Here is a 19,353-nt window from a genome sequence, read left to right on the forward strand (position 1 = left end):
TTACCAAGGTTCATCCAGAAAAAGTGGCACACGCAAAGGCTCTATCGGCCCCTCGCGCTGGCCACACATTTCGTCGTGAACGACATGCTGTACCAACATGCAGGGTAACCGCGGCGCGTCACGCAGCAACTCACGCAAATGGGTGGTGGATCGCAAATGCAATGTTCGTCCGGAGTCGTCGAGCAACGTACGAAACCCGCGGTCCAGTCGCGCACGCAACACGTAGATACCGCCCTCCAGCGACCATAACTCCAGCTCGTGTACCCGGCCTTCGATGGCCAGCTCGATCAGGGTTTGCAGGTTCATGGCGCGCCCCCGCCCTGACGACGGAAAAACAGCGTGACCTGGCCCAACTCGACGCCAAACTTGCTCATGCTCGAGCGGTTGATCATCGTGTCTTCGTCCATCAAGTACATCCAGTCGTCAAAAGTCACTTCGTAAGTCGATCCGTCTACTGGCAGGTTCAATCGATAGCGCCAGCGCAGCGCGTTGCCGGCCACCTCTCCCCGCGCCTCGCCGATCACATCGTCGGCGCGACCGCGCCAGAGCCCCGGGCCATCGGGGGTCAGCGTCCATACGCGCCGTTGTCGGCTGCCATCACTGTAGAGAAAGCGCTCATCGAGAATCAGCTGTTCACCTTCACGGTGACTCAATATCTCAACCTCGAAACGCTTGATGACCTCGCCGGAACGTTTTTGATAGATGCCCCAGGCCTTGATTGGCTGACTGAAGAAGCGCACCAGATCCAGCTGCGGTTGCTGGTCGGCATAACGATCGACATTCACGTTCCCGCAACTGGTAAAACTCATCATTAAAAGCAGTCCAACCATTAGCCGAGTCATGGTGTTTGCCCCCCTACGCGCGCGTTATTGAGCCCCAGCAGCTGTTGCCGCAACTCCGGATGCCGGGTGCGGGGATCGAGCCAGATGGCGAAGAAACTTCGAGCGAACGATGAGTCGGCGACTTCATGGGTCAAGCGCCCGTCGACATAAAAGCGGCAACCCTTGCCGGGCAGGTAAAGCCCGGTGATTTGACTGCCTGGCCTGACGTCGACGAAGGACCGCCGCATGTCATCGCTCCAGCTGTCGAGCTGTACTGGGTCCAGGGATTTACCCGCGATTCGGCGCATCTCCTCGATGCTCGCTTGCACCAAGGTTTGCTTGCTGATCGTGCGGCGGTAATTCAGCTCAAGTGCCAGCGGCGTTTCCAGGCTGGGTTGCAAGGTCGCACTCCATAACCTGGCCTGGTAGAGATCGAACCCGTACCAGGAATAATCGGCTTGCCCCACCAGACGGGCGTCAGGCAGTACCGTGCGCCAGTCGCACAGAGCCTGGCTGGCGTAAAGCACCAAAACGCAGGCCATGAACCGGCTCAGGCTTTTCTTGAACGCAAACGACCTTGCCATTGAAAAAACATCACTGGATTGCCGAAGGTCGCTCAATAGTTGTACATGAAGTATGGTTTGTACAGCTTTTTTGAGTGGATTTGCGAGTTATGGCCTTTTATATCCACCCGTGCTTTGGCGATCTGTGCCTGCCTCGAATCCTTCAGCTAACGTCCTGTTATCGGATAAGGTAGCCTGCGCCCTAATAATGCGCAGTCGCGCTGCTGTAGAAGGAAATGTTAATGCTCGGACGTGAACGGCCGCAGCTAAAGAAAGAAAGTGCTGACGAATCCTTTCCCCCTCAGGTAGCGCGGGCCGGAGCTGCCCTGCGGCTCACCATCACTTTCATGCTGGTGGTGGTGATGGTGTTCCTGGCCGTTGAAGGCTGGAGAACATGGCGTGACTATCGCTCTGCCTTTGCCTCGGCCCGCGATTCGGTGACAAACCTGGCGCGAGCGACGGCCCAGCACGCCGAAGACACCATCCGGCAAGTGGACGTGGTGACCGCAGCACTCAGCGAGCGAGTGGAAGGCGATGGCCTGCAGAACATCGACATCCCGCGCATCCATAAACTGCTGGTGCAACAGTCGGCCATCATGCCGCAGTTGCACGGTTTGTTTATCTACGGCCCCGACGGGCAGTGGATAGTGACAGACAAGCAAACAACGCCAGACTCGGCGAACAATGCCGACCGCGACTACTTCCAGTATCACCGCACCCACGAGGACCGAAGCGTGCGGATCGGCGAAGTGATCAGGAGCCGATCCACCAATGACCTGATCATCCCCATCTCCCGCCGCTTGAACAATCCTGACGGCTCGTTCGCCGGTGTGTTGCTGGGAACGGTCAAGGTCAGCTATTTCGTGGACTACTACGGCGACTTCAAGATCGACGACAAGGGAGCCCTGGTCCTGGCCCTGCGAGATGGCACGATTCTGGTCCGGCGGCCCTTCGTCGCCTCGGTGGTCGGCAAGAGCCTGGTCAATAGCGTGATCTTCCGTGACCACTTGCCCAACTCCAATCAGGGCGTCGCCGAGGCCAGGGCCGTCGTCGACGGCACTGAACGCATTTATGGCTACCGAGCCTTGACCACTTATCCGCTGGTGGTCGAGGCCGGATTGTCTCGCGAATCGATCATCACCCCCTGGCGTCACGATCTGCTCAAGACCGGCTTCGTACTGATATTCCTGATCGTGATACTCGTCGGCTTCGGGCTGATCGTGTTGAGCCAGTTGCGCTACAGAATGACCATGGAGAAACAGATTCGCAGCGCCCACCAAACCATGCGGGACATGGCACTGACCGACAGCCTGACCGGTTTGGGCAACCGCAGACGGCTGGACATTGCATTGGCCGATGAGATTCGCCGGGCCAGGCGTCAGCACGCCTCCTTGGCCTTGATCATGCTTGATGTCGATTACTTCAAACGCTACAACGACAAATACGGCCATGCTGCCGGGGACGACTGTCTGCGCGCGATCGCGGGGGCGATCCAGCAAGCGATCAAACGGCCCGGCGACCTGGCGGTGCGCTACGGGGGTGAAGAATTCACCATTTTGCTGCCCGACACCCACAGCGCGGGGGCCGCCACGATCGCACAAGAGATTCTGGAGTCCATCAGGGCGCTGAACATCGAACACGGCGACCATCCCTTGGGCCTGGTCACCGCCAGCGCGGGCATCACCACCTGCCGGCCAAGCACCGAGGACGTGACCCCGGCCATGCTGATCAAGGCCGCTGATGCGTTCTTGTATCTGGCAAAAAACACCGGGAGAAACCGCTGGTGCAGCCCTGATGCTTCGCCGGGATGACCCACGGGGCGAAGCCGCATATCGGTCATATCGCGCAAATCCAAGTCCACAGGTGCCGGCCGGGCGCCTGGCGGCTACAATGCGCGCTTCGACCGTGATCAGCCTGACTAAAAACAAATGTCCTTGCCCAAACATCATCTGGAATTGCTCAGCCCCGCCCGCGACGTGACCATCGCCCGCGAGGCCATCCTGCATGGCGCTGACGCCGTGTACATCGGTGGCCCGAGTTTCGGCGCGCGTCACAACGCCTGTAACGAGGTGAGTGATATCGCCCGGTTGGTGGAGTTCGCCCATCGCTACCACGCCCGGGTGTTCACCACGATCAACACCATCCTGCATGACAACGAACTGGAGCCGGCCCGCCAGTTGATCCACCAGTTGTACGATGCGGGTGTCGATGCCTTGATCGTCCAGGATCTAGGGGTGATGGAACTGGACATCCCGCCGATCGAACTGCACGCCAGCACCCAGACCGACATCCGTACCCTGGCACGGGCAAAGTTCCTTGATCAGGCCGGTTTCTCCCAACTGGTACTGGCGCGGGAGTTGAACCTGCAGGAAATCCGCGCCATCGCCGACGAAACCGACGCGGCCATCGAGTTCTTTATCCACGGCGCGCTGTGCGTGGCGTTTTCCGGCCAATGCAATATCTCCCACGCCCAGAACGGCCGCAGCGCCAACCGTGGTGATTGCTCCCAGGCCTGTCGCCTGCCCTACACCCTCAAGGATGATCAGGGCCGGGTGGTTGCCTATGAGAAGCACCTGCTGTCGATGAAGGACAACAACCAGAGCGCCAACATCCGCGCCCTGGTCGAAGCCGGTGTGCGTTCGTTCAAGATCGAAGGACGCTACAAGGACATGGGCTATGTGAAGAACATCACCGCCTACTACCGCCAGCGCCTGGACGATGTCCTCGAAGACCGTCCGGACCTGGCCCGCGCCTCCAGCGGTCGCACCGCGCACTTCTTCCTGCCCGACCCGGAGAAGACGTTCCACCGCGGCAGCACCGACTACTTCGTCAGCGAGCGCAAGATCGACATCGGCGCCTTCGATTCCCCGACCTTTACCGGCGTGCCGGTGGGCGTGGTGGGGAAAGTCGGCAAGCGCGACCTGCAAGTCGTGACCTTTGATCCGCTGTCCAACGGCGATGGCCTCAACGTGCTGGTCAAGCGTGAAGTGGTGGGTTTTCGCGCCAACATCGCCGAGCCCAAGGGCGAATTCGAGGAAGACGGCCAGAAGCGTTACCGCTACCGCGTCGAGCCCAATGAAATGCCGGCAGGGTTGCACACATTACGCCCCAACCACCCGCTGAGTCGTAACCTGGACCACAACTGGCAGCAAGCGCTGCTCAAGACCTCCGCCGAGCGCCGGGTGGGCGTTGCCTGGGTCGCACGCCTGCGTGAAGAGCGCCTGGAGCTGACTGCTACCAGCGAGGAAGGCGTCAGCGCCAGCGTCAGCCTGGACGGGCCATTCGGCCTGGCGAACAAGCCGGAGCAGGCGCTGGAGCAACTGCACGACCTGCTCGGCCAACTGGGCACCACCGAGTACCACGCCACCGCCATCGAGCTGGATGCGCCCCAGGCGTATTTCATTCCCAACTCGCAGCTCAAGGCAGTGCGCCGCGAAGTCATCGAAGCCCTGACCACCGCCCGTGTCGAGGCCCATCCCCGAGGGGGGCGCAAGGCCGAGACCAATCCTCCGCCGGTGTACCCGGAGTCGCACCTGTCGTTCCTGGCCAACGTCTACAACCAGAAGGCCCGGGATTTTTATCATCGCCACGGTGTGAAACTGATCGATGCGGCGTTCGAAGCCCACGAAGAAACCGGTGAAGTGCCGGTGATGATCACCAAGCACTGTCTGCGTTTCTCGTTCAACCTCTGTCCCAAGCAGGCCAAGGGCGTCACCGGCGTGCGCACCAAGGTTGCGCCGATGCAGTTGATCCATGGTGACGAGGTGCTGACGCTGAAGTTCGACTGCAAACCCTGCGAGATGCATGTGGTCGGCAAGATCAAGGGGCACATCCTCGACCTGCCGCTGCCGGGCAGCAGCGCGGAGCCCATCGTCGGTCACATCAGCCCGGAAGACCTGCTCAAGACGATCCCTCGCGCGCCGCATTAAGCTATCGCGAGCAGGCTCGCTCCCACAGGGATTGCAAAGTGGACACAAGATCGTGTGACCACCCCTAATCCCTTGTGGGAGCGAGCCTGCTCGCGATAGCAATGGATCGGCATGCATTAATGTTGATTACAAAACTCCCGGCAGGTCCTTCTCGGTGCTAGGTTGTAAGTGAGTGTTCCATCAATCAGTCACTTCTTTCCCACCGTCTGCAAAGGAATGCCTCTACCAATGAACTTGTCCCTCAAGCACCTGGCCATGGCCACCCTGCTGTCCAGCCTCGCGTCGATCACCCCGCCCGCCTTGGCCAATATCACTGCGCAACAGAGTTCGGCCCTGGTCAAAACCCTCGCTGACACCTCCGTCACCGACTTCAGGCAGTTCCTGGGAAATGTGGCCAGGAGTGAGTTGGCCGAAACCGCCAAGCTCGGCCCGGCCATCAGCACGTTCCTCGACAACAAACCCCTTACGGCTGAGCAGCAGAACGAAATTCATCGTCTGCTCGGCCTCTATGCACGGGTGAAATACGGCAACGCCGCTACCGAAACCCTGCGCGAACTGGTGGCGATCCCGACCTTTCGCAAGGACGGTGTTGCCCAGCACGAGAACCCCGAGTTCCTCAAGATCGCGGACAAGATCAAGCGCCTTGCCCTAGCCTTCAACCTGGACTTTCGCAACATCGACAACCGCGTCTACGAGATTTCACTGCATGGCAGTGGCGACGAAGTCGTGGGCATTCACGCCCATGCCGACGTCGTGCCGGTGACCCCGGAAAACTGGGTATTGAAAGACGGCACTCGTCTGGATCCGTTCAAGGTCACCCTGGTGGGCGACCGCATGTACGGGCGGGGCACCGAAGATGATAAGAACGGCATTGTCGTGGCGCTGTACGCCATGAAGATCATCAAGGAAGAAAAGCTGCCGCTGGCGAGGAATTTCAAACTGCTGGTAGACACCACCGAGGAAACCACCGGCGACGCCATCCCCTATTACTTCGAGCGCAACCCAACCCCCAACTACAACCTGGCGCTGGATGGCGGCTACCCGGTGGTGATTGCCGAAAAAGGCTATGGCACCGTCATGGCCAACTTCGCCCGGCGTGCGGCCCAGGGCAAAGGCGCTGAGATCACGGCGATGACCGGTGGCCTGGCCACCAATCAGATTCCGTCCACATCGGTCGCTACCTTCGTGGGCGATCAGCCTGCTGAACTGGCCGCGACGCTGCAAAAAGCCGCTTCCGCGTATGCCAAGGGCAATGGCGGCGACTTCCAGGTGACCACCGCGGTCGTCGGTAAGGACGTCAAACTGACCTTCACAGGCGTCTCCGCCCATTCCTCAGAACCAGAGTCCGGGGTCAACCCGGTGGCGAGGATGCTGGACTTCATCAACAGCCTCGAGGGCAAGGTTGCGCTCAAGCACAACCACATCACCGATGCCGCCCGCTATGCCGCCGACAACTGGGGCCTGGACTACCTGGGAAGCAAACTGGGGATTGGCTTTTCCGACGCCTTCATGGGGCCGCTGACCGCTTCCCTGACGTATGTCGGCATGGATGACAAAGCCTTCAAGCTGGCCGTCAATCTGCGCGTGCCGGTGGGCAAGCCGACGGAAGCGATCAAGGCTGAAATCACCGACAAACTGGCCGCCTGGAGCAAGAAGACGGAGGTCGCCGTGGCGTTCGATTATTCAATCGATGAGCCGATGTATCGCAACCCGGACGGTGAATGGGTCAAGGCACTGTTGGCCGTGGCCAGCGAAAACCTCGGCATGGAGCACAAGTACGGCACCTCCGCTGGCGCCACTTCGGTTCATGACTTGCCCAACGGCGTGCAGTTCGGCCTGGCCATGCCCGACGTCAAGTACACCGGGCATAACGACAACGAGTTCAAGACGGTCGAGCAGTTTCTTCTGGACCTGCAGATCGTGACCGAGATGATGGGGCGGATCGGACAGTTGCCGAAGTTGTGATCCCCTGTCCGGGAAAATGGGCGTTAATGTGGCGAGGGGATTTATCCCCGCTCGGTTGCGCAGCGACCGCAAATCTTGGGGCCGCTACGCAGCCCAGCGGGGATAAATCCCCTCGCCACAGGTTCACTTCATTCCTTCGGGTGAGTGGCGCTTGGATCGATGACCTTGGCGCTAATGTCCACCAACTCCACCCCCCAATCACCATGCAGGTACCAATCCTCCCCGATCATTTCGGCCGGGTGCATGGTTCGATCCGCGCCGTTGCCACACGCCAGGGCACTGGCCGGGCAATAGCGGTCGCAGCCCCAGCAAATGCGCTCGGGATGTTTCGGACTGATTGGAAAAGGCTTTGCCATGACGCCCCCGTATAGCCGATGGGTGTGCCTGTACCCTAGCGTGTCAGGGCCGAAGTGCCCTTGATATCGATCAAGAACCACCGGCATGACGGTATCGGCGTTCCTGGCGGGTTAAATGCCCCGAAAATTGACAAGAATCATTATTATTCGCAGCAAAGCTTCCTAGACTCGGCCATCCCTTAGTCCTCAGGAAGTCTTCCCATGCGTACCCTCGCTCCGCTGTCTCTCGCCCTGCTGTTTCTCGCCCCTCTGTCCCAGGCCAAGGAATACCCCATTGGCGAACCGCAAATGTGCCCGGGCCTGGAGGTCGGCGCGGTGTACCTGCAACCGATCGAAATGGCCCCGGCCGGCATGATGCGCCCAACCGCCGAGTCTGACGTTCACCTGGAGGCCGATATCAGGGCCACGGCCGACAACCAGCAAGGTTTCCAGGAAGGCAGCTTCGTGCCCTACCTCAACGTGTCGTTCCAACTGAAAAAACAAGGCAACGACACCCCGCTCAAGGGCGACTTCCACGCCATGGTGGCCAATGACGGGCCGCACTATGGCGACAACGTCAAGCTGCTGGGCCCCGGCAAATACCAATTGACCTTCACTGTCCTGCCGCCCGGCGGCCATGGCTCCCTCGGCCGTCATACCGACAAGGAAACCGGCGTGGCACCGTGGTTCGAGCGCTGTGAACTGCATTACGAATTCGTCTACGCCGGGATTGGCAAAAAAGGCGGGTATTGAAGATGCGTCGTTCAACGAGCCGAACAGCGCGACAACTGGCCGGCTGGGTGCTGGCCGGCTTGCTGTTGCCTTCAGTCGCCCATGCCCAACTGCTTACTTACGAGTTGAGCATGCGCGACGGCCATTTCACCCCGCCGCTGCTGGAAGTACCGGCCGGGCAGCGCTTCAAGATCGTGCTGAAAAACGTCGGCCAGGGTCCGGCGGAATTCGAGAGCACGCCCCTGCGGGTGGAAAAGGTCCTGTCGCCCGGCGTTACCACGTTTGTCGTCATTCACCCGCTGCGCCCCGGGCACTATCCGTTTTTCGATGAATTCAACCCGCAACTGCCCGAGGGCGGCATCCTCGCCCAGTAGTCGGCGAACAGGAGGTGTTTGCATGACTCAATCAATGTTTATTGTCTGGCGCGAAAGCGTCGAGGCGCTGTTGGTAATCGGCATACTCCAGGCCTGGGTCAGCCGGCAGCAACAGGCCGGTCGCTTGTTGCAGTTCGTGTGGGCTGGCGTGGCGCTGGGTTTGCTGTTGTCGGGCATCTTGGCCGGTCTGATTCTGTTAGTCGGCGAAGCCATGAGCGGCGCGGCCAATGAATGGTTCCAGGCGGCGTTGGCGCTGGTCGCCAGTCTGCTGATCGTGCAAATGGTCGGTTGGATGCACCGAAACGCCGGGACGTTGAAACAGAATCTGACGCGTCACGCCGACCATCGTTTCAGCCGCCAAGGTGGATGGGGGCTGATGGTGTTGGCGCTGCTGGCCGTCAGCCGCGAAGGCAGTGAAACCGTGGTCTTCCTGTATGGCGCCGGGGCGCGTCTGCAAGGGGCGCCACTGGGCTTGTTCGCCGTGGGCGCGGTGGCCGGCCTGCTGCTGGCGCTGCTGACCATCGTCTTGCTGCACGGCAGTCGACGGTTCATCTCATGGCCGCGTTTCTTTGCCATCAGCGAAACCATTCTGTTGTTATTGGGGGCAGCGCTGCTGGTCAGCGGCATTGAGCGGATCAGCGGTCAGTTGCTGGCGATGGACTGGCCCGAAGTGGTCTACCAAGGCATCGGCGACGCGCTCTGGGACAGCAGCGCGATATTGGATGACGGCCATGGCCTGGGCGGTTTCCTGGCGGATTTCACCGGCTATCGAGCCAGTCCCAGTGCCATGACCTTGTTGGTGTGGCTCGGCTACTGGCTGGGGGTTGCCGGCTGGCTGCGGCCACGCAAAGCGCAAACGCTGCCATGTCCGACTTGAACCTCTGGCTGAAACGTCTGGGCGACGGCATGCGGCGCCACGGCGCAACCATTCGCGCCGTGCAATGGGCGGTGGTGCTGTTCTATGCGGTGCTGCTGGTGGTGCCGGCGCTGTTGCCATTGCCCAGCAGCCAGGCTCGGCTGTTGGACAACCTCACGCTGCTGGCGCAGTTTATGTTCTGGGGCATCTGGTGGCCTTTCGTGTTGCTGTCGATTGTGCTGTTCGGTCGACTCTGGTGTGGCGTGCTGTGTCCTGAAGGTGCCTTGAGTGAATGGGCCAGCCAGTATGGCAAAGGCCTGGGCGTGCCACGCGGGGTGCGCTGGGCCGGCTGGCCGACCCTGGCGTTCTGCCTGACCACGATCTATGGGCAGTTGATCAGCGTCTATGACTATGCCCAGGCGGCGCTGTTGATCCTGGGGGGCTCGACGGTCGCAGCGGTGATCGTTGGCCTGCTGTTCGCCCGAGGCAAGCGAGTGTGGTGCCGCTACCTGTGTCCAGTCAGTGGCGTCTTCGCCCTGCTTGCTCGCCTGGCACCGGTGCACTTCCAGGTGGACGAGCAACGCTGGCTGGAAAACCCCGCGCCGCGCCGACCGCCTCCCAACTGCGCGCCATTGCTGGACATTCGCCGGATGCGCGGTGCCGCCGATTGCCACGCCTGTGGTCGCTGCAGCGGCCAGCGCGATGCGGTACGCCTGATAGCCCGTTCCAGTAACGAGGAAATCCTTCACTCGAGCGCAACCACCCTTTCGCCCTGGGACGCGCGCTTGTTGTTGTTCGGCGTCATTGGCCTGGCCATGGGGGCTTTTCAGTGGACCGTCAGCCCCTGGTTCATTGCCATGAAGCAGAGCCTGGCCCAATGGCTGGTCGCCCATGAGCTGTTCTGGCCATTGCAAGACAACGCCCCTTGGTGGTTGCTGACCCACTATCCGCAGCTCAATGACAGCTTCAGTTGGCTCGATGGCTTTTGCATCGTCGCTTATCTGGGCATGAGTGCCTTGCTGTTGGGCACGTCGCTGCTGCTGTTGATGCGCCTGGCGGCAAGACTCTCGGGCGATCCTGCACAGTATTGGCCCTTGGCCATCACCCTGACGCCCCTCGGCGGTGCAGGGTTGTTCCTCGGCTTGTCGGCCACCACCGTCAAACTGCTGCGCTATGAAGGGTTGTTGCTCGACTGGGTACAACCGGCTCGGGCCGCGCTGCTGGTCGCGGCAATCGCCTGGAGTCTGTGGCTGGGCTACAAGCGCCTGGAACATGCAGCCCGCAGGCCCCTCGCAATGGCCTGCCTGGTATTAGCCAATGGCCTGGTGGGTTATGGCTGGTGGTTGCAGTTCTGGGGATGGTGAACACGCAGTGCAAGCGTTGCTCCCACGGTGGATTTGTGTGGTTCACAACAGCTGACGCGGGGCTGGCCTAGACCTTGAACCGCGCCACGGTCTCATGCAGTGAGCCGGCCATCTGCGCCAGGTCCTGACCGGCGGTATCAGTATGCCGGGCCCCGAGCAATACCTGTTCGGACAGGTTGCGAATACCCACCAGGTTACGGTCCACTTCTCGGGCTACCAGCGCCTGTTCTTCGGTGGCGCTGGCGATCATCAGATTGCGCTCGTTGATCTGCGAGATCGAACGGGCGATTTCATCCAGGGCATCGCCGGAGCGGCGGGCCACTTGCAAAGTGGTCTGCACCAGTTCGCTGTTGCTTTGCATGGCGGTCACGGCGTGCTCGCTGTCCTGGCGGATGTTGCCGATCATCTCCTCGATTTCCCGAGTCGAATCCTGGGTGCGATGGGCCAGTGCCCGGACTTCGTCGGCCACCACGGCAAAACCACGCCCGGCATCGCCAGCGCGGGCTGCTTCAATGGCGGCGTTCAAGGCCAGCAGATTGGTTTGATCGGCAATGCCGCGGATCACGTCCAGCACCGAACTGATGTGCTCGACCCTGCCTGCCAACTGCTGGATGCGTCCCGAGGAGTCCGTCACCCCCAGCGCCAATGCGCTGATCGAAGCAACGGTCTCCTGAACCTGCTCACGACCGCGCTGGGCGGTTTGCTCGGATATCCGCGAGGCTTCGCTGGTACTCACCGCATTGCGCGCCACTTCGTCCACCGCCGCCGTCATCTGGTTCACGGCCGCCGCGGCCTGTTCGATTTCCTGGCCTTGCAGTTCCAGGGTGCTGTTGGTCTGACTGCTCACCGCACTCAGCTCTTCGGAGGAACTGGCCACCCGATCCACCGAAGCCGCAATGTGCCGGACCATGCTGTTGAGGCTCTGCTGCATGTCATGCATGTTGCTCATTACGCTGTCGTTTGCACTCCCGGCGTCCAGCGGCACGCGGATCGTCAAGTCGCCTTGGGCAATCTGGCTCAGCACCCGCGCCGCATCATCGGGCTCGCCACCCAGCGGACGGGTCACGCTGCGGGTCACCAGGACCGCAACGGTACTGACCAGGGCCAGGCAGGCCAGCACCAGTGTCAGCATGTTGCGCCGCGCGTCGCTGTAGCGCGCCTGGGCCAGCTGTTCACGCTCGACAAACAACCGGCCCTGCATCGCCATCAGCCCTTCCAGGCTTTTGTAGACCTCAAGCTCGGCCGGCATCACGCCCTGCTTGAGTTGCGTCATCGCGTCGTCCGTGGCTCCCTGGCGAATCAACGCCTGCACCTGAACGAACGCGGCCACGTACGCCTCACGGTGCTTCTTCAGTGCCGCATACGCCGCTTTGCCTTCCGGCTGGTCGAACAGCGGCTCCAGCGTGGTAAAGGCCTGGGTAATACGTTGCCGGGTCATGTCGATCGATTGCTGGACCTGCGCGTTGTTCTTGTCGATCAACAGGTCCCGGGTGTTCCTGGCGTTATCGCGCACACCCGTGGCGATCACCATGATCGGGTCGATCTTCGGCCAATCCTGTCTGACGATTTGCACCGCCTGGTCGCGCAGCGTGGCCAGGTCGTTCAAGGCGTATAACGCCAGGGCGATCAACGCCAGTGGCGCGATGGCAAAACCGATCACGATACGGTGGGCAGTGGTGAGTCTGGTCATATCAAATGCTCCCTGTTCAACTACCTGCCGATTGGCAGCGCATTTGAAAACCATAAAAAAAGCCATAAAAAAGAGCGGCCCGGCGATCCCGAACCGCTGTCGGTCGTTCATCCCCGGGGACGGTCAACTGCGTAAAACGAACGAGGGAAACAACTCGCGCATGGCGGCCCACAACTCCGGCTGCAAGGCCTGTGCCGAAACACTGGAAAGATGGGGGTCGAGCATCCGGGCCGTGCGCACCAGTTGCACAGCGAAACGCGTGACGCCCTGCTCGCTCAGGCGGCGAGCCAGGGTCAACAACCGTTCGGGATCGAACAAATGCCAATGCACGGTGGTCCGGCATTCATAATCCACGCCGCTGGCCAGCAGATAGTCGAGGCTGCGCCAGTTGGCGGCACCGCTGCCATGAACCCGAGTCACGTCCAGGGCGTCTTCGGGCAAGGCCTTGATGTCGAAGCCAACCCAGTCGGCTTGCCCGACCACTTTGGCGAAGGCCGCCGGTTTGATGCCGGCGCTGTGCAGGCCGATGCGAAAACCCATCTGCCGCACTTGCTCCATGGCTGGCGCCAGGCCGTCCTGCAGGGTCGGCTCACCACCGCTGAACACCACGGCGTCAAGCAGATCCTGGCGACGTTGCAAAAATGCCAACACCCGACACCAATCCACCTCTTCGCTGCCGCGCGGCGGGATCAGTTGCGGGTTGTGGCAATAACGACAACGCCAGGCGCAGCCCTGGCAAAACAGTACGCAAGCCAGTTGGCCCGGATAATCGAGGGTGGTCAGGGGCACCATGCCCCCAACCCGTAGCGCTCGACTCATGGACGCCCGGCCGCGCTTTCAGTGAAGTGAACCCGTTCGCGATGCTCGGACTGTTTGCCTGGGTTGAAGGCCGCCACCGGACGGTGATAACCCATCACGCGGGTCCAGACTTCGCAACGTTGACGCTGTGCCTGCGGAAGAGATTGTGATGCGTTCATGGATGAAGCTCCTTGCGGTCGATGGATCGGATCAGTGAACGCTGCCTGCCAACTGCTGTTGCAACAGCAAGGCCTCGTCGCATTTGGGGCAAAACTCATGTTCGCCGGCCAGGTAGCCGTGGACCGGGCAGATGGAAAACGTCGGCGTGATGGTCAGGTACGGCAGCCGGAAGCGTCCCAGGGCCTTGCGCACCAGCTGCTTGCAGGCCTGTGTGGAGGAAATCTGCTCGGCCATGTACAGGTGCAGCACGGTGCCGCCGGTGTATTTGCATTGCAGTTCGTCTTGCAGCTCCAAGGCTTCGAACGGATCGTCGGTGAAGCCCACCGGCAACTGCGACGAGTTGGTGTAATACGGGGCGATCGGGCTGCCGGCCTGCAAGATATCGGGGTAACGCTTGAGGTCTTCCTTGGCGAAACGGTAGGTTGTGCCCTCGGCAGGGGTGGCTTCCAGGTTGTAGAGGTGGCCGGTTTCTTCCTGAAAGCGCAGCAGCGTGGCGCGCACGTGATCCAGCAGTTTCAGGGCGAATGCCCGGCCTTGCTCGGTATGCAGGCCTTGCTGGTCATCGGTGAAATTGCGCAGCATTTCGTGCAGGCCGTTCACGCCGATGGTGGAGAAGTGATTACGCAGGGTGCCCAGGTAGCGCTTGGTGTACGGGTACAGCCCGGCGTCCATGTGGTGCTGGATGACCTTGCGCTTGACCTCCAGGCTCTCCTTCGCCAGTTCCATCAGCGTATCGATGCGTGCAGCAATGCGCTGGTATCGCCTTTGTACAGGTAGCCCAGGCGTGCGCAGTTGATCGTCACCACACCTAGTGAGCCGGTTTGTTCCGCCGAGCCGAACAGGCCTCCTCCGCGCTTGAGCAACTCGCGCACATCCAGTTGCAGGCGGCAGCACATCGAGCGCACCTGGTTGGGTTGCATGTCCGAGTTGAGGAAGTTCTGGAAATACGGCAGACCGTAGCGGGCGGTCATCTCGAACAAGCGGTCGGCGTTCTCGCTGTCCCACGGGAAGTCATGGGTGATGTTGTAGGTCGGGATCGGGAAAGTGAACACCCGGCCCTTTGCATCACCGGCCTGCATCACCTCGATGTAGGCGCGATTGATCAATTCCATTTCCACTTGCAGATCACCGTAGGCGAACGGCATCTCCTCGCCACCGATCACCGGAATCTGTTCACGCAGATCCTCCGGGCAGACCCAGTCGAACGTAAGGTTGGTAAAAGGTGTTTGCGTACCCCAGCGTGACGGGACGTTGAGGTTGTAGATGAACTCCTGCAACGACTGGCGGACCTCGTCATAGCTGAGTCTGTCCTTGCGCACATACGGCGCCAGGTAGGTGTCGAACGAGCTGAACGCCTGGGCACCGGCCCATTCGTTTTGCAGCGTGCCGAGGAAATTCACCATCTGCCCCAAGGCGCTGCTCAAATGTTTGGGCGGCCCGGCCTCAACCCGTCCCGGCACCCCATTGAGGCCTTCGTGCAGCAGCGTGCGCAGCGACCAGCCGGCGCAGTAACCGGCGAGCATGTCCAGGTCGTGGATATGCAGGTCGGCCTCGCGGTGCGCTTGGCCGATGGCCTGGCTGTAGACCTCGTCGAGCCAATAGTTGGCGGTGACCTTGCCCGATACGTTGAGGATCAGCCCACCGAGGGAGTAACCCTGGTTGGCATTGGCCTGTACGCGCCAGTCTTCGCGGTCCAGGTATTCGTTCATCGAGGTGGCGACTTCCACCAGGGTGCGACGATCCCGGCGCAGGCGTCCATGTTGCTCGCGGTAGACGATATAGGCACGCATGGCCAGAAAGAAACCGGCGTCCATCAGTACTCGCTCGACACGGTCCTGGATCTGCTCGACGCTCAAGCGCGTCTGTCCTTCCAATCGCGTCAGCACCGCTTCCAGCAACCCTTCAGCCTCCCCCTCAGCGTATTCGCCGGTGGCCTTGCCGGCGGCGATCAGCGCCTGGCGGATCTTGTCCGCGTCGAAGGCAACCACACTGCCATCGCGCTTGTGCAAGCGGTTACAGCCTACTGAGATCAACGTGCTCTGCATTTTGGCTCCAGACACTACATATAGATAATTAACAATCTTCAAACACAATATGCAGTGGAGAGTACGACCAAAAGTGAGGGTTGCAATTGATCGATATCAAGAATCGAGGGTGGATCAGCCGCTTGAGATGTCGACCGGTATAACCCATCGCGAGCAGGCTCGCTCCCACATGGGTTTTCAGGTGTCTGCTCTTTCTGCGTACACCACAAATCCCTGTGGGAGCGAGCCTGCTCGCGATAACGGCGGTCCATTCAACATCTGCGCTGAGGCTCACCCACCACTCATGTTCATGAACCGCACAATCTGCACTTCCCCGCCAGGGTTGAAATCGTGACGCAGGGGTTTACCGCGCAGCGCCTGTTGTACCGCCTGGATCAGCGGTTGGTCGTCCAGCGGATAGCGCCGCAACAAACTGCGCAGGTCCAGAGAATCTTCCTGTCCCAGGCACAGCAGCAACCGCCCTTCAACGGTCATGCGCACCCGGTTGCAACTGGCGCAAAAGTTGTGGGTATTGGGGGAAATGAAACCGATCCGGGTCTGCGCGTGCTGCTCCAGGCGCACATAACGCGCCGGGCCGCCGCTGTTTTCGGTGCTGTCGAGCAAGCGGTGATGATTGGCAATGACTGCCCGCACCTCATCGCTGGAACAGAACGACTCGCCCCGGGCACGCCCGACCTCACCCAAGGGCATTTCCTCGATGAAGCTGATGTCGATGCGTTGCTCGATGGCGTACTGCACCAGCGCCGGGACTTCATCGAAGTTGCGCCCTTTCATCACCACGCAGTTGAGCTTGATCCGCTCGAACCCCGCGCTCTTCGCCGCTTCAATGCCCGCCAGCACCTGATCCAGATCGCCGTTGCGGGTGATCGCCCGAAAGCGCTCGCCATCCAGGCTGTCCAGGCTGATGTTCATGCGCTTGACTCCGGCATCGACCAGCGGCCGGGCCAGTCGCCCCAGCTGCGAACCGTTGCTGGTCATCACCAGTTCCCGTAGGCCGGGCAATGCCGCGATGTCGCGACACAACCCGACGATGCCCGGACGGATCAGCGGTTCGCCACCGGTCAGGCGGATTTTCTTGACCCCCAGCCCCACGAACAACCGCGCCAATCGGTGCAGTTCCTCCAGGGTCAACACCTGCTGGCGCGGCAGGAAGGTCATGTTTTTCGCCATGCAATACACGCAGCGAAAATCACAACGATCGGTCACCGACATCCGCAGATAGTCGATCTGGCGCCCAAATCCGTCCTGCAACACGGCGTTCATGTCTGTCCCCTGATTGAGCCGGTGCTCACTGCACCAGCGGCGAGTCGGCGCCCTGAAGATGAATGCCGCGAATGTCCGCCGCACCGATCAGGGTTTGCAGGTACTGCACCAGCGCCTTCTGCCACACGCCTTGTTGCAGCTGGGTGCGAATCGCCGTCGCCACCGCCTCATAAGGCAACGGTTGGCCTTCGACACGCTGATCGATGCTGATCACATGCCAGCCGTAGCGGCTTTCCAGCGGTTTGCCCACCAGGCCCGCCGGCAAGGCAAACAACTGGTGCTCCAGTTCGGGCACGGTCTGGCCCTTGCTGATCTGCCCCAGCGAGCCGCCCTGTGCCTTGGACGGGCAGGCCGAGTGGTTCAACGCCAGTTCGGCAAAGCTGCCGGGGAACTCGTCCAGGCGTTGCAGCAGGGTTTCGGCCTGGCCGTGAGCCTGGTCGCGCGCTTCGGCGTCGTCCGGTGCGCATTCGAGCAGAATGTGCCGCACCGCCAGCAAGGGGGCGCTGTGAAAGCGCGCCCGATTGCTTTCGTAGTAGCGCAGACAGGTCGCCTCATCACATTGCGGCACCTGCACCTCACGCTCGAGCAACAGCCGCGTGGCCGCCTCCTCTTCGTTTTCACCGGCGCCCACCTGCAACGCCAGCCCCAGCTCGGCGATGCGTTGCTGAAGCAACTCCCGGATCACCAACGCCCGGGCCGACTGGTAGACCGCATCCTCGCGGCTCTCAGCCGGGTGATACTGCAGCTCCTGGGCCATCGCCTGGGGGGTGATCGACACCCCGTTGACGCTGATGATCGGCCACTCCTGCTCACTGCTGGCAATCAATTGTGCCGGGGCTTCATCACCTGGCACCGGCCCGGCCTGGGCCGGTTCGAACTGCACCGCGCCCGCCGGCTCGATATCGCTGAGCGGCGGGGTCACTGGCGCTGCTTTCGCTGAAGAACCGCAGCCGCCGCTGCCCCCGTTACCGCCGCCACATCCGCATCCACTAGCCATGATCGTCTCCTTAGAACTTCTGCCGCACGATTTGATAACGACGCCCCAGGTACCAGACCGGCGCACTGACGATATGGACGAGACGGGTGAACGGGAACAGCACGAACAGGGTCAGGCCCAGTACCACATGAAGCTTGTAGACCAAGCCCACCGGCGCAATGGCCGCGGCCGCCTCCACCGGACGCAACAGCACAGTGTTCTGTGCCCAGTCGGCCAGCATCACCATCACCGAACCGTCCATATGGGCGGTGGACGCCACAATGGTCATCAAGCCCAGCACCAGTTGCACCAGCAGCACCACCAACACCAGGATGTCCGACGTGCTGGACGTGGCGCGCACTCGCGGGTCGCTCAGCCGCCGGTTGAGCAGCATCACCAGACCGATCAGACCCAGCACCCCAAAGAACCCGCCGGACACCATCGCCAGCAACTGTTTGTTCTCAGTGCTCAACACATGGTGATAGATCGCCGCCGGCGTCAGCAGGCCGACAAAGTGGCCGGCCAGGACGAACAACACACCGACATGGAACAGATTGCTCGCCACGCGCATGCCACGGTTGCTCAGCATCTGGCTGGAGCCGGCCTTCCAGGTGTACTGGGACAGGTCAAACCGCGCCCAACTGCCGATCAGGCAAATCGCCAAGGCGACATAGGGGTAGACCCCGAACATCAACAGATCCCATTTAGACATTGCCCACCTCCCCGGCGGGCGCAGCGGCCCGTCCTTCATGCTGAAAATCCACCCAATGCAACGGCACCGCGCTTTCGTCCCGGGCCTTGCCCGGCGCACTCGGCAGCGAACTGCAACGGTCCTGCTGCTCGGCCTTCATGAAATCCACCGCTTCCTCTTCCCAGATCCTGTCCAGGGCTTCGAGGGAGTCGTCGCGTGGCTCGGCCTTGACCTGCTCACGCAACTCGGCCACCGCCACCTGGGGCTCGGCCCCGGCGATTTGCAGCAAGGCCCGGAAACAACTGGCGTAGGCGCTCTCGCGCTCTTCCAGGCGCGCCGCCAGCAAGGCCAGCAGATGCGCCACATCGGCCAGTCCTTCGCGGGCCTCGATGTCTTCGCGGGTGGAGAGAAACTCCAGGTACAGCGGGATGTAATCGGGCAGTTCCTTCACGCCGATGGCAAAACCGGCCTCTTCGTACTGGGCCATCATGTCCACCATGGCCTGGCCCCGGTCGCGGGACTCGCCATGGACGTGTTCGAACAGCAGCAGCGACAGCGAGCGCCCACGGCCGAACAGCGCGCCGTAGTGCTCCTGGCCGTCCATCAGGTCCTGGCCACAGATCAGTTCCAGCAACTCGAACAGCGCAGCGCGCTGCTTCGGGCTGATTTCCCGTGCCTGCACAATCGCCTGCTCCAGCTCGTCGCGACCGGCCACCAGGGTTTCGGTCGGATAATCGAGCAGCAACGAAATCACCTTGAGAATGCGCATGT

General features: G+C 61.3%; 18 protein-coding genes and 1 pseudogene. 7 read left to right on the top strand and 12 right to left on the bottom strand.

Annotated features, from left to right (window positions below):
- Genes QOM08_RS14345 through QOM08_RS14355 form a run of 3 tightly spaced genes read right to left on the bottom strand, consistent with a single transcriptional unit; the run spans position 1 to position 1,405 of the window.
- A complete protein-coding gene (locus QOM08_RS14345) occupies positions 1-306 on the bottom strand; it encodes a DUF6482 family protein (RefSeq protein WP_047229154.1) in 306 nt (101 codons plus the stop codon).
- The gene (locus tag QOM08_RS14350; protein WP_316911776.1) at positions 303-842 is read right to left on the bottom strand and encodes a DUF3833 domain-containing protein; all 540 of its coding nucleotides are present in this window, start codon (positions 840-842) and stop codon (positions 303-305) included. The genes QOM08_RS14345 and QOM08_RS14350 overlap by 4 nt, the downstream gene beginning before the upstream one ends.
- Entirely contained in the window at positions 839-1,405 is a 567-nt protein-coding gene (locus QOM08_RS14355; RefSeq protein ID WP_047229156.1) for a chalcone isomerase family protein, read from the bottom strand. Before QOM08_RS14355 ends, QOM08_RS14350 begins: the two co-directional genes overlap by 4 nt.
- A gap of 221 nt (positions 1,406-1,626) precedes the next feature.
- On the opposite strand from QOM08_RS14355, the gene QOM08_RS14360 reads away from it, so the two are divergent.
- The 3 genes from QOM08_RS14360 (at position 1,627) to QOM08_RS14370 (ending at position 7,278) form a co-directional block, all read left to right on the top strand.
- Positions 1,627-3,195 (top strand): sensor domain-containing diguanylate cyclase, encoded by a 1,569-nt coding sequence (locus QOM08_RS14360; RefSeq protein ID WP_139050017.1) that lies wholly within the window; start codon positions 1,627-1,629, stop codon positions 3,193-3,195.
- A 117-nt stretch (positions 3,196-3,312) separates the two neighbouring features.
- Positions 3,313-5,313, top strand: coding sequence for a U32 family peptidase (locus QOM08_RS14365; protein ID WP_316911777.1), 2,001 nt, complete (start codon positions 3,313-3,315; stop codon positions 5,311-5,313).
- A gap of 228 nt (positions 5,314-5,541) precedes the next feature.
- Positions 5,542-7,278 (top strand): dipeptidase, encoded by a 1,737-nt coding sequence (locus tag QOM08_RS14370; protein ID WP_316911778.1) that lies wholly within the window; start codon positions 5,542-5,544, stop codon positions 7,276-7,278.
- 128 nt (positions 7,279-7,406) lie between these two features.
- Here QOM08_RS14370 and QOM08_RS14375 read toward each other — a convergent pair whose 3' ends face one another.
- The gene (locus tag QOM08_RS14375; RefSeq protein ID WP_076384533.1) at positions 7,407-7,634 is read right to left on the bottom strand and encodes a DUF3079 domain-containing protein; all 228 of its coding nucleotides are present in this window, start codon (positions 7,632-7,634) and stop codon (positions 7,407-7,409) included.
- A gap of 201 nt (positions 7,635-7,835) precedes the next feature.
- On the opposite strand from QOM08_RS14375, the gene QOM08_RS14380 reads away from it, so the two are divergent.
- From QOM08_RS14380 to QOM08_RS14395, 4 genes are read left to right on the top strand one after another with little or no spacing between them, the layout of a single operon-like run.
- Positions 7,836-8,366 (top strand): iron transporter, encoded by a 531-nt coding sequence (locus tag QOM08_RS14380; protein ID WP_047229160.1) that lies wholly within the window; start codon positions 7,836-7,838, stop codon positions 8,364-8,366.
- A gap of 2 nt (positions 8,367-8,368) precedes the next feature.
- Positions 8,369-8,719 (top strand): cupredoxin domain-containing protein, encoded by a 351-nt coding sequence (locus QOM08_RS14385; RefSeq protein ID WP_047229161.1) that lies wholly within the window; start codon positions 8,369-8,371, stop codon positions 8,717-8,719.
- Between the two features lie 22 nt (positions 8,720-8,741).
- Complete coding sequence (locus tag QOM08_RS14390; RefSeq protein WP_188250820.1) at positions 8,742-9,596, top strand: FTR1 family protein; 855 nt, start codon at positions 8,742-8,744, stop codon at positions 9,594-9,596.
- Complete coding sequence (locus QOM08_RS14395; protein WP_274090103.1) at positions 9,584-10,939, top strand: 4Fe-4S binding protein; 1,356 nt, start codon at positions 9,584-9,586, stop codon at positions 10,937-10,939. Before QOM08_RS14390 ends, QOM08_RS14395 begins: the two co-directional genes overlap by 13 nt.
- A 67-nt stretch (positions 10,940-11,006) precedes the next feature.
- Here the strand turns inward: QOM08_RS14395 and QOM08_RS14400 are convergent, their stop codons facing one another.
- The 8 genes and pseudogenes from QOM08_RS14400 to narJ all read right to left on the bottom strand — a co-directional run bounded on the left by QOM08_RS14400 (position 11,007) and on the right by narJ (position 19,351).
- Complete coding sequence (locus QOM08_RS14400) at positions 11,007-12,629, bottom strand: methyl-accepting chemotaxis protein (RefSeq protein ID WP_076384523.1); 1,623 nt, start codon at positions 12,627-12,629, stop codon at positions 11,007-11,009.
- 123 nt (positions 12,630-12,752) lie between these two features.
- Positions 12,753-13,448, bottom strand: a complete 696-nt coding sequence (locus tag QOM08_RS14405; RefSeq protein WP_047229165.1) for an anaerobic ribonucleoside-triphosphate reductase activating protein — start codon at positions 13,446-13,448, stop codon at positions 12,753-12,755.
- Positions 13,445-13,606: an anaerobic ribonucleoside-triphosphate reductase gene (nrdD, locus tag QOM08_RS14410; protein WP_003182303.1), complete on the bottom strand. Its 162-nt coding sequence runs from the start codon at positions 13,604-13,606 to the stop codon at positions 13,445-13,447. Before nrdD ends, QOM08_RS14405 begins: the two co-directional genes overlap by 4 nt.
- A gap of 31 nt (positions 13,607-13,637) precedes the next feature.
- A pseudogene (locus QOM08_RS14415) lies at positions 13,638-15,652 on the bottom strand (ribonucleoside triphosphate reductase).
- Positions 15,653-15,922: 270 nt separating this feature from the next.
- Entirely contained in the window at positions 15,923-16,915 is a 993-nt protein-coding gene (gene moaA / locus QOM08_RS14420; protein WP_047229167.1) for a GTP 3',8-cyclase MoaA, read from the bottom strand.
- Between the two features lie 25 nt (positions 16,916-16,940).
- Positions 16,941-17,912, bottom strand: a complete 972-nt coding sequence (locus QOM08_RS14425; protein WP_047229168.1) for a peptidylprolyl isomerase — start codon at positions 17,910-17,912, stop codon at positions 16,941-16,943.
- Positions 17,913-17,922: 10 nt separating this feature from the next.
- Positions 17,923-18,603: a respiratory nitrate reductase subunit gamma gene (narI, locus tag QOM08_RS14430; protein ID WP_047229169.1), complete on the bottom strand. Its 681-nt coding sequence runs from the start codon at positions 18,601-18,603 to the stop codon at positions 17,923-17,925.
- On the bottom strand, positions 18,596-19,351 hold the full coding sequence (narJ, locus tag QOM08_RS14435; RefSeq protein ID WP_047229170.1) for a nitrate reductase molybdenum cofactor assembly chaperone: 756 nt from the start codon (positions 19,349-19,351) through the stop codon (positions 18,596-18,598). Before narJ ends, narI begins: the two co-directional genes overlap by 8 nt.
- Positions 19,352-19,353: the final 2 nt, after the last annotated feature.

Origin of the sequence: Pseudomonas sp. P105, from assembly GCF_032614175.1 — a bacterium.
Taxonomy (GTDB): Bacteria; Pseudomonadota; Gammaproteobacteria; order Pseudomonadales; family Pseudomonadaceae; genus Aquipseudomonas; species Aquipseudomonas rhizophila.

Coding starts and splice junctions, on each gene's coding strand:
- moaA (WP_047229167.1), bottom strand. CDS start 16,915: ATGAACGCCGTGTTGCAGGACGGATTTGGGCGCCAGATCGACTATCTG.
- nrdD (WP_003182303.1), bottom strand. CDS start 13,606: ATGAACGCATCACAATCTCTTCCGCAGGCACAGCGTCAACGTTGCGAA.
- QOM08_RS14370 (WP_316911778.1), top strand. CDS start 5,542: ATGAACTTGTCCCTCAAGCACCTGGCCATGGCCACCCTGCTGTCCAGC.
- QOM08_RS14385 (WP_047229161.1), top strand. CDS start 8,369: ATGCGTCGTTCAACGAGCCGAACAGCGCGACAACTGGCCGGCTGGGTG.
- QOM08_RS14365 (WP_316911777.1), top strand. CDS start 3,313: ATGTCCTTGCCCAAACATCATCTGGAATTGCTCAGCCCCGCCCGCGAC.
- QOM08_RS14360 (WP_139050017.1), top strand. CDS start 1,627: ATGCTCGGACGTGAACGGCCGCAGCTAAAGAAAGAAAGTGCTGACGAA.
- QOM08_RS14395 (WP_274090103.1), top strand. CDS start 9,584: ATGTCCGACTTGAACCTCTGGCTGAAACGTCTGGGCGACGGCATGCGG.
- QOM08_RS14425 (WP_047229168.1), bottom strand. CDS start 17,912: ATGGCTAGTGGATGCGGATGTGGCGGCGGTAACGGGGGCAGCGGCGGC.
- QOM08_RS14390 (WP_188250820.1), top strand. CDS start 8,742: ATGACTCAATCAATGTTTATTGTCTGGCGCGAAAGCGTCGAGGCGCTG.
- narI (WP_047229169.1), bottom strand. CDS start 18,603: ATGTCTAAATGGGATCTGTTGATGTTCGGGGTCTACCCCTATGTCGCC.
- QOM08_RS14405 (WP_047229165.1), bottom strand. CDS start 13,448: ATGAGTCGAGCGCTACGGGTTGGGGGCATGGTGCCCCTGACCACCCTC.
- QOM08_RS14380 (WP_047229160.1), top strand. CDS start 7,836: ATGCGTACCCTCGCTCCGCTGTCTCTCGCCCTGCTGTTTCTCGCCCCT.
- QOM08_RS14345 (WP_047229154.1), bottom strand. CDS start 306: ATGAACCTGCAAACCCTGATCGAGCTGGCCATCGAAGGCCGGGTACAC.
- QOM08_RS14350 (WP_316911776.1), bottom strand. CDS start 842: ATGACTCGGCTAATGGTTGGACTGCTTTTAATGATGAGTTTTACCAGT.
- QOM08_RS14400 (WP_076384523.1), bottom strand. CDS start 12,629: ATGACCAGACTCACCACTGCCCACCGTATCGTGATCGGTTTTGCCATC.
- QOM08_RS14375 (WP_076384533.1), bottom strand. CDS start 7,634: ATGGCAAAGCCTTTTCCAATCAGTCCGAAACATCCCGAGCGCATTTGC.
- QOM08_RS14355 (WP_047229156.1), bottom strand. CDS start 1,405: ATGGCAAGGTCGTTTGCGTTCAAGAAAAGCCTGAGCCGGTTCATGGCC.
- narJ (WP_047229170.1), bottom strand. CDS start 19,351: ATGCGCATTCTCAAGGTGATTTCGTTGCTGCTCGATTATCCGACCGAA.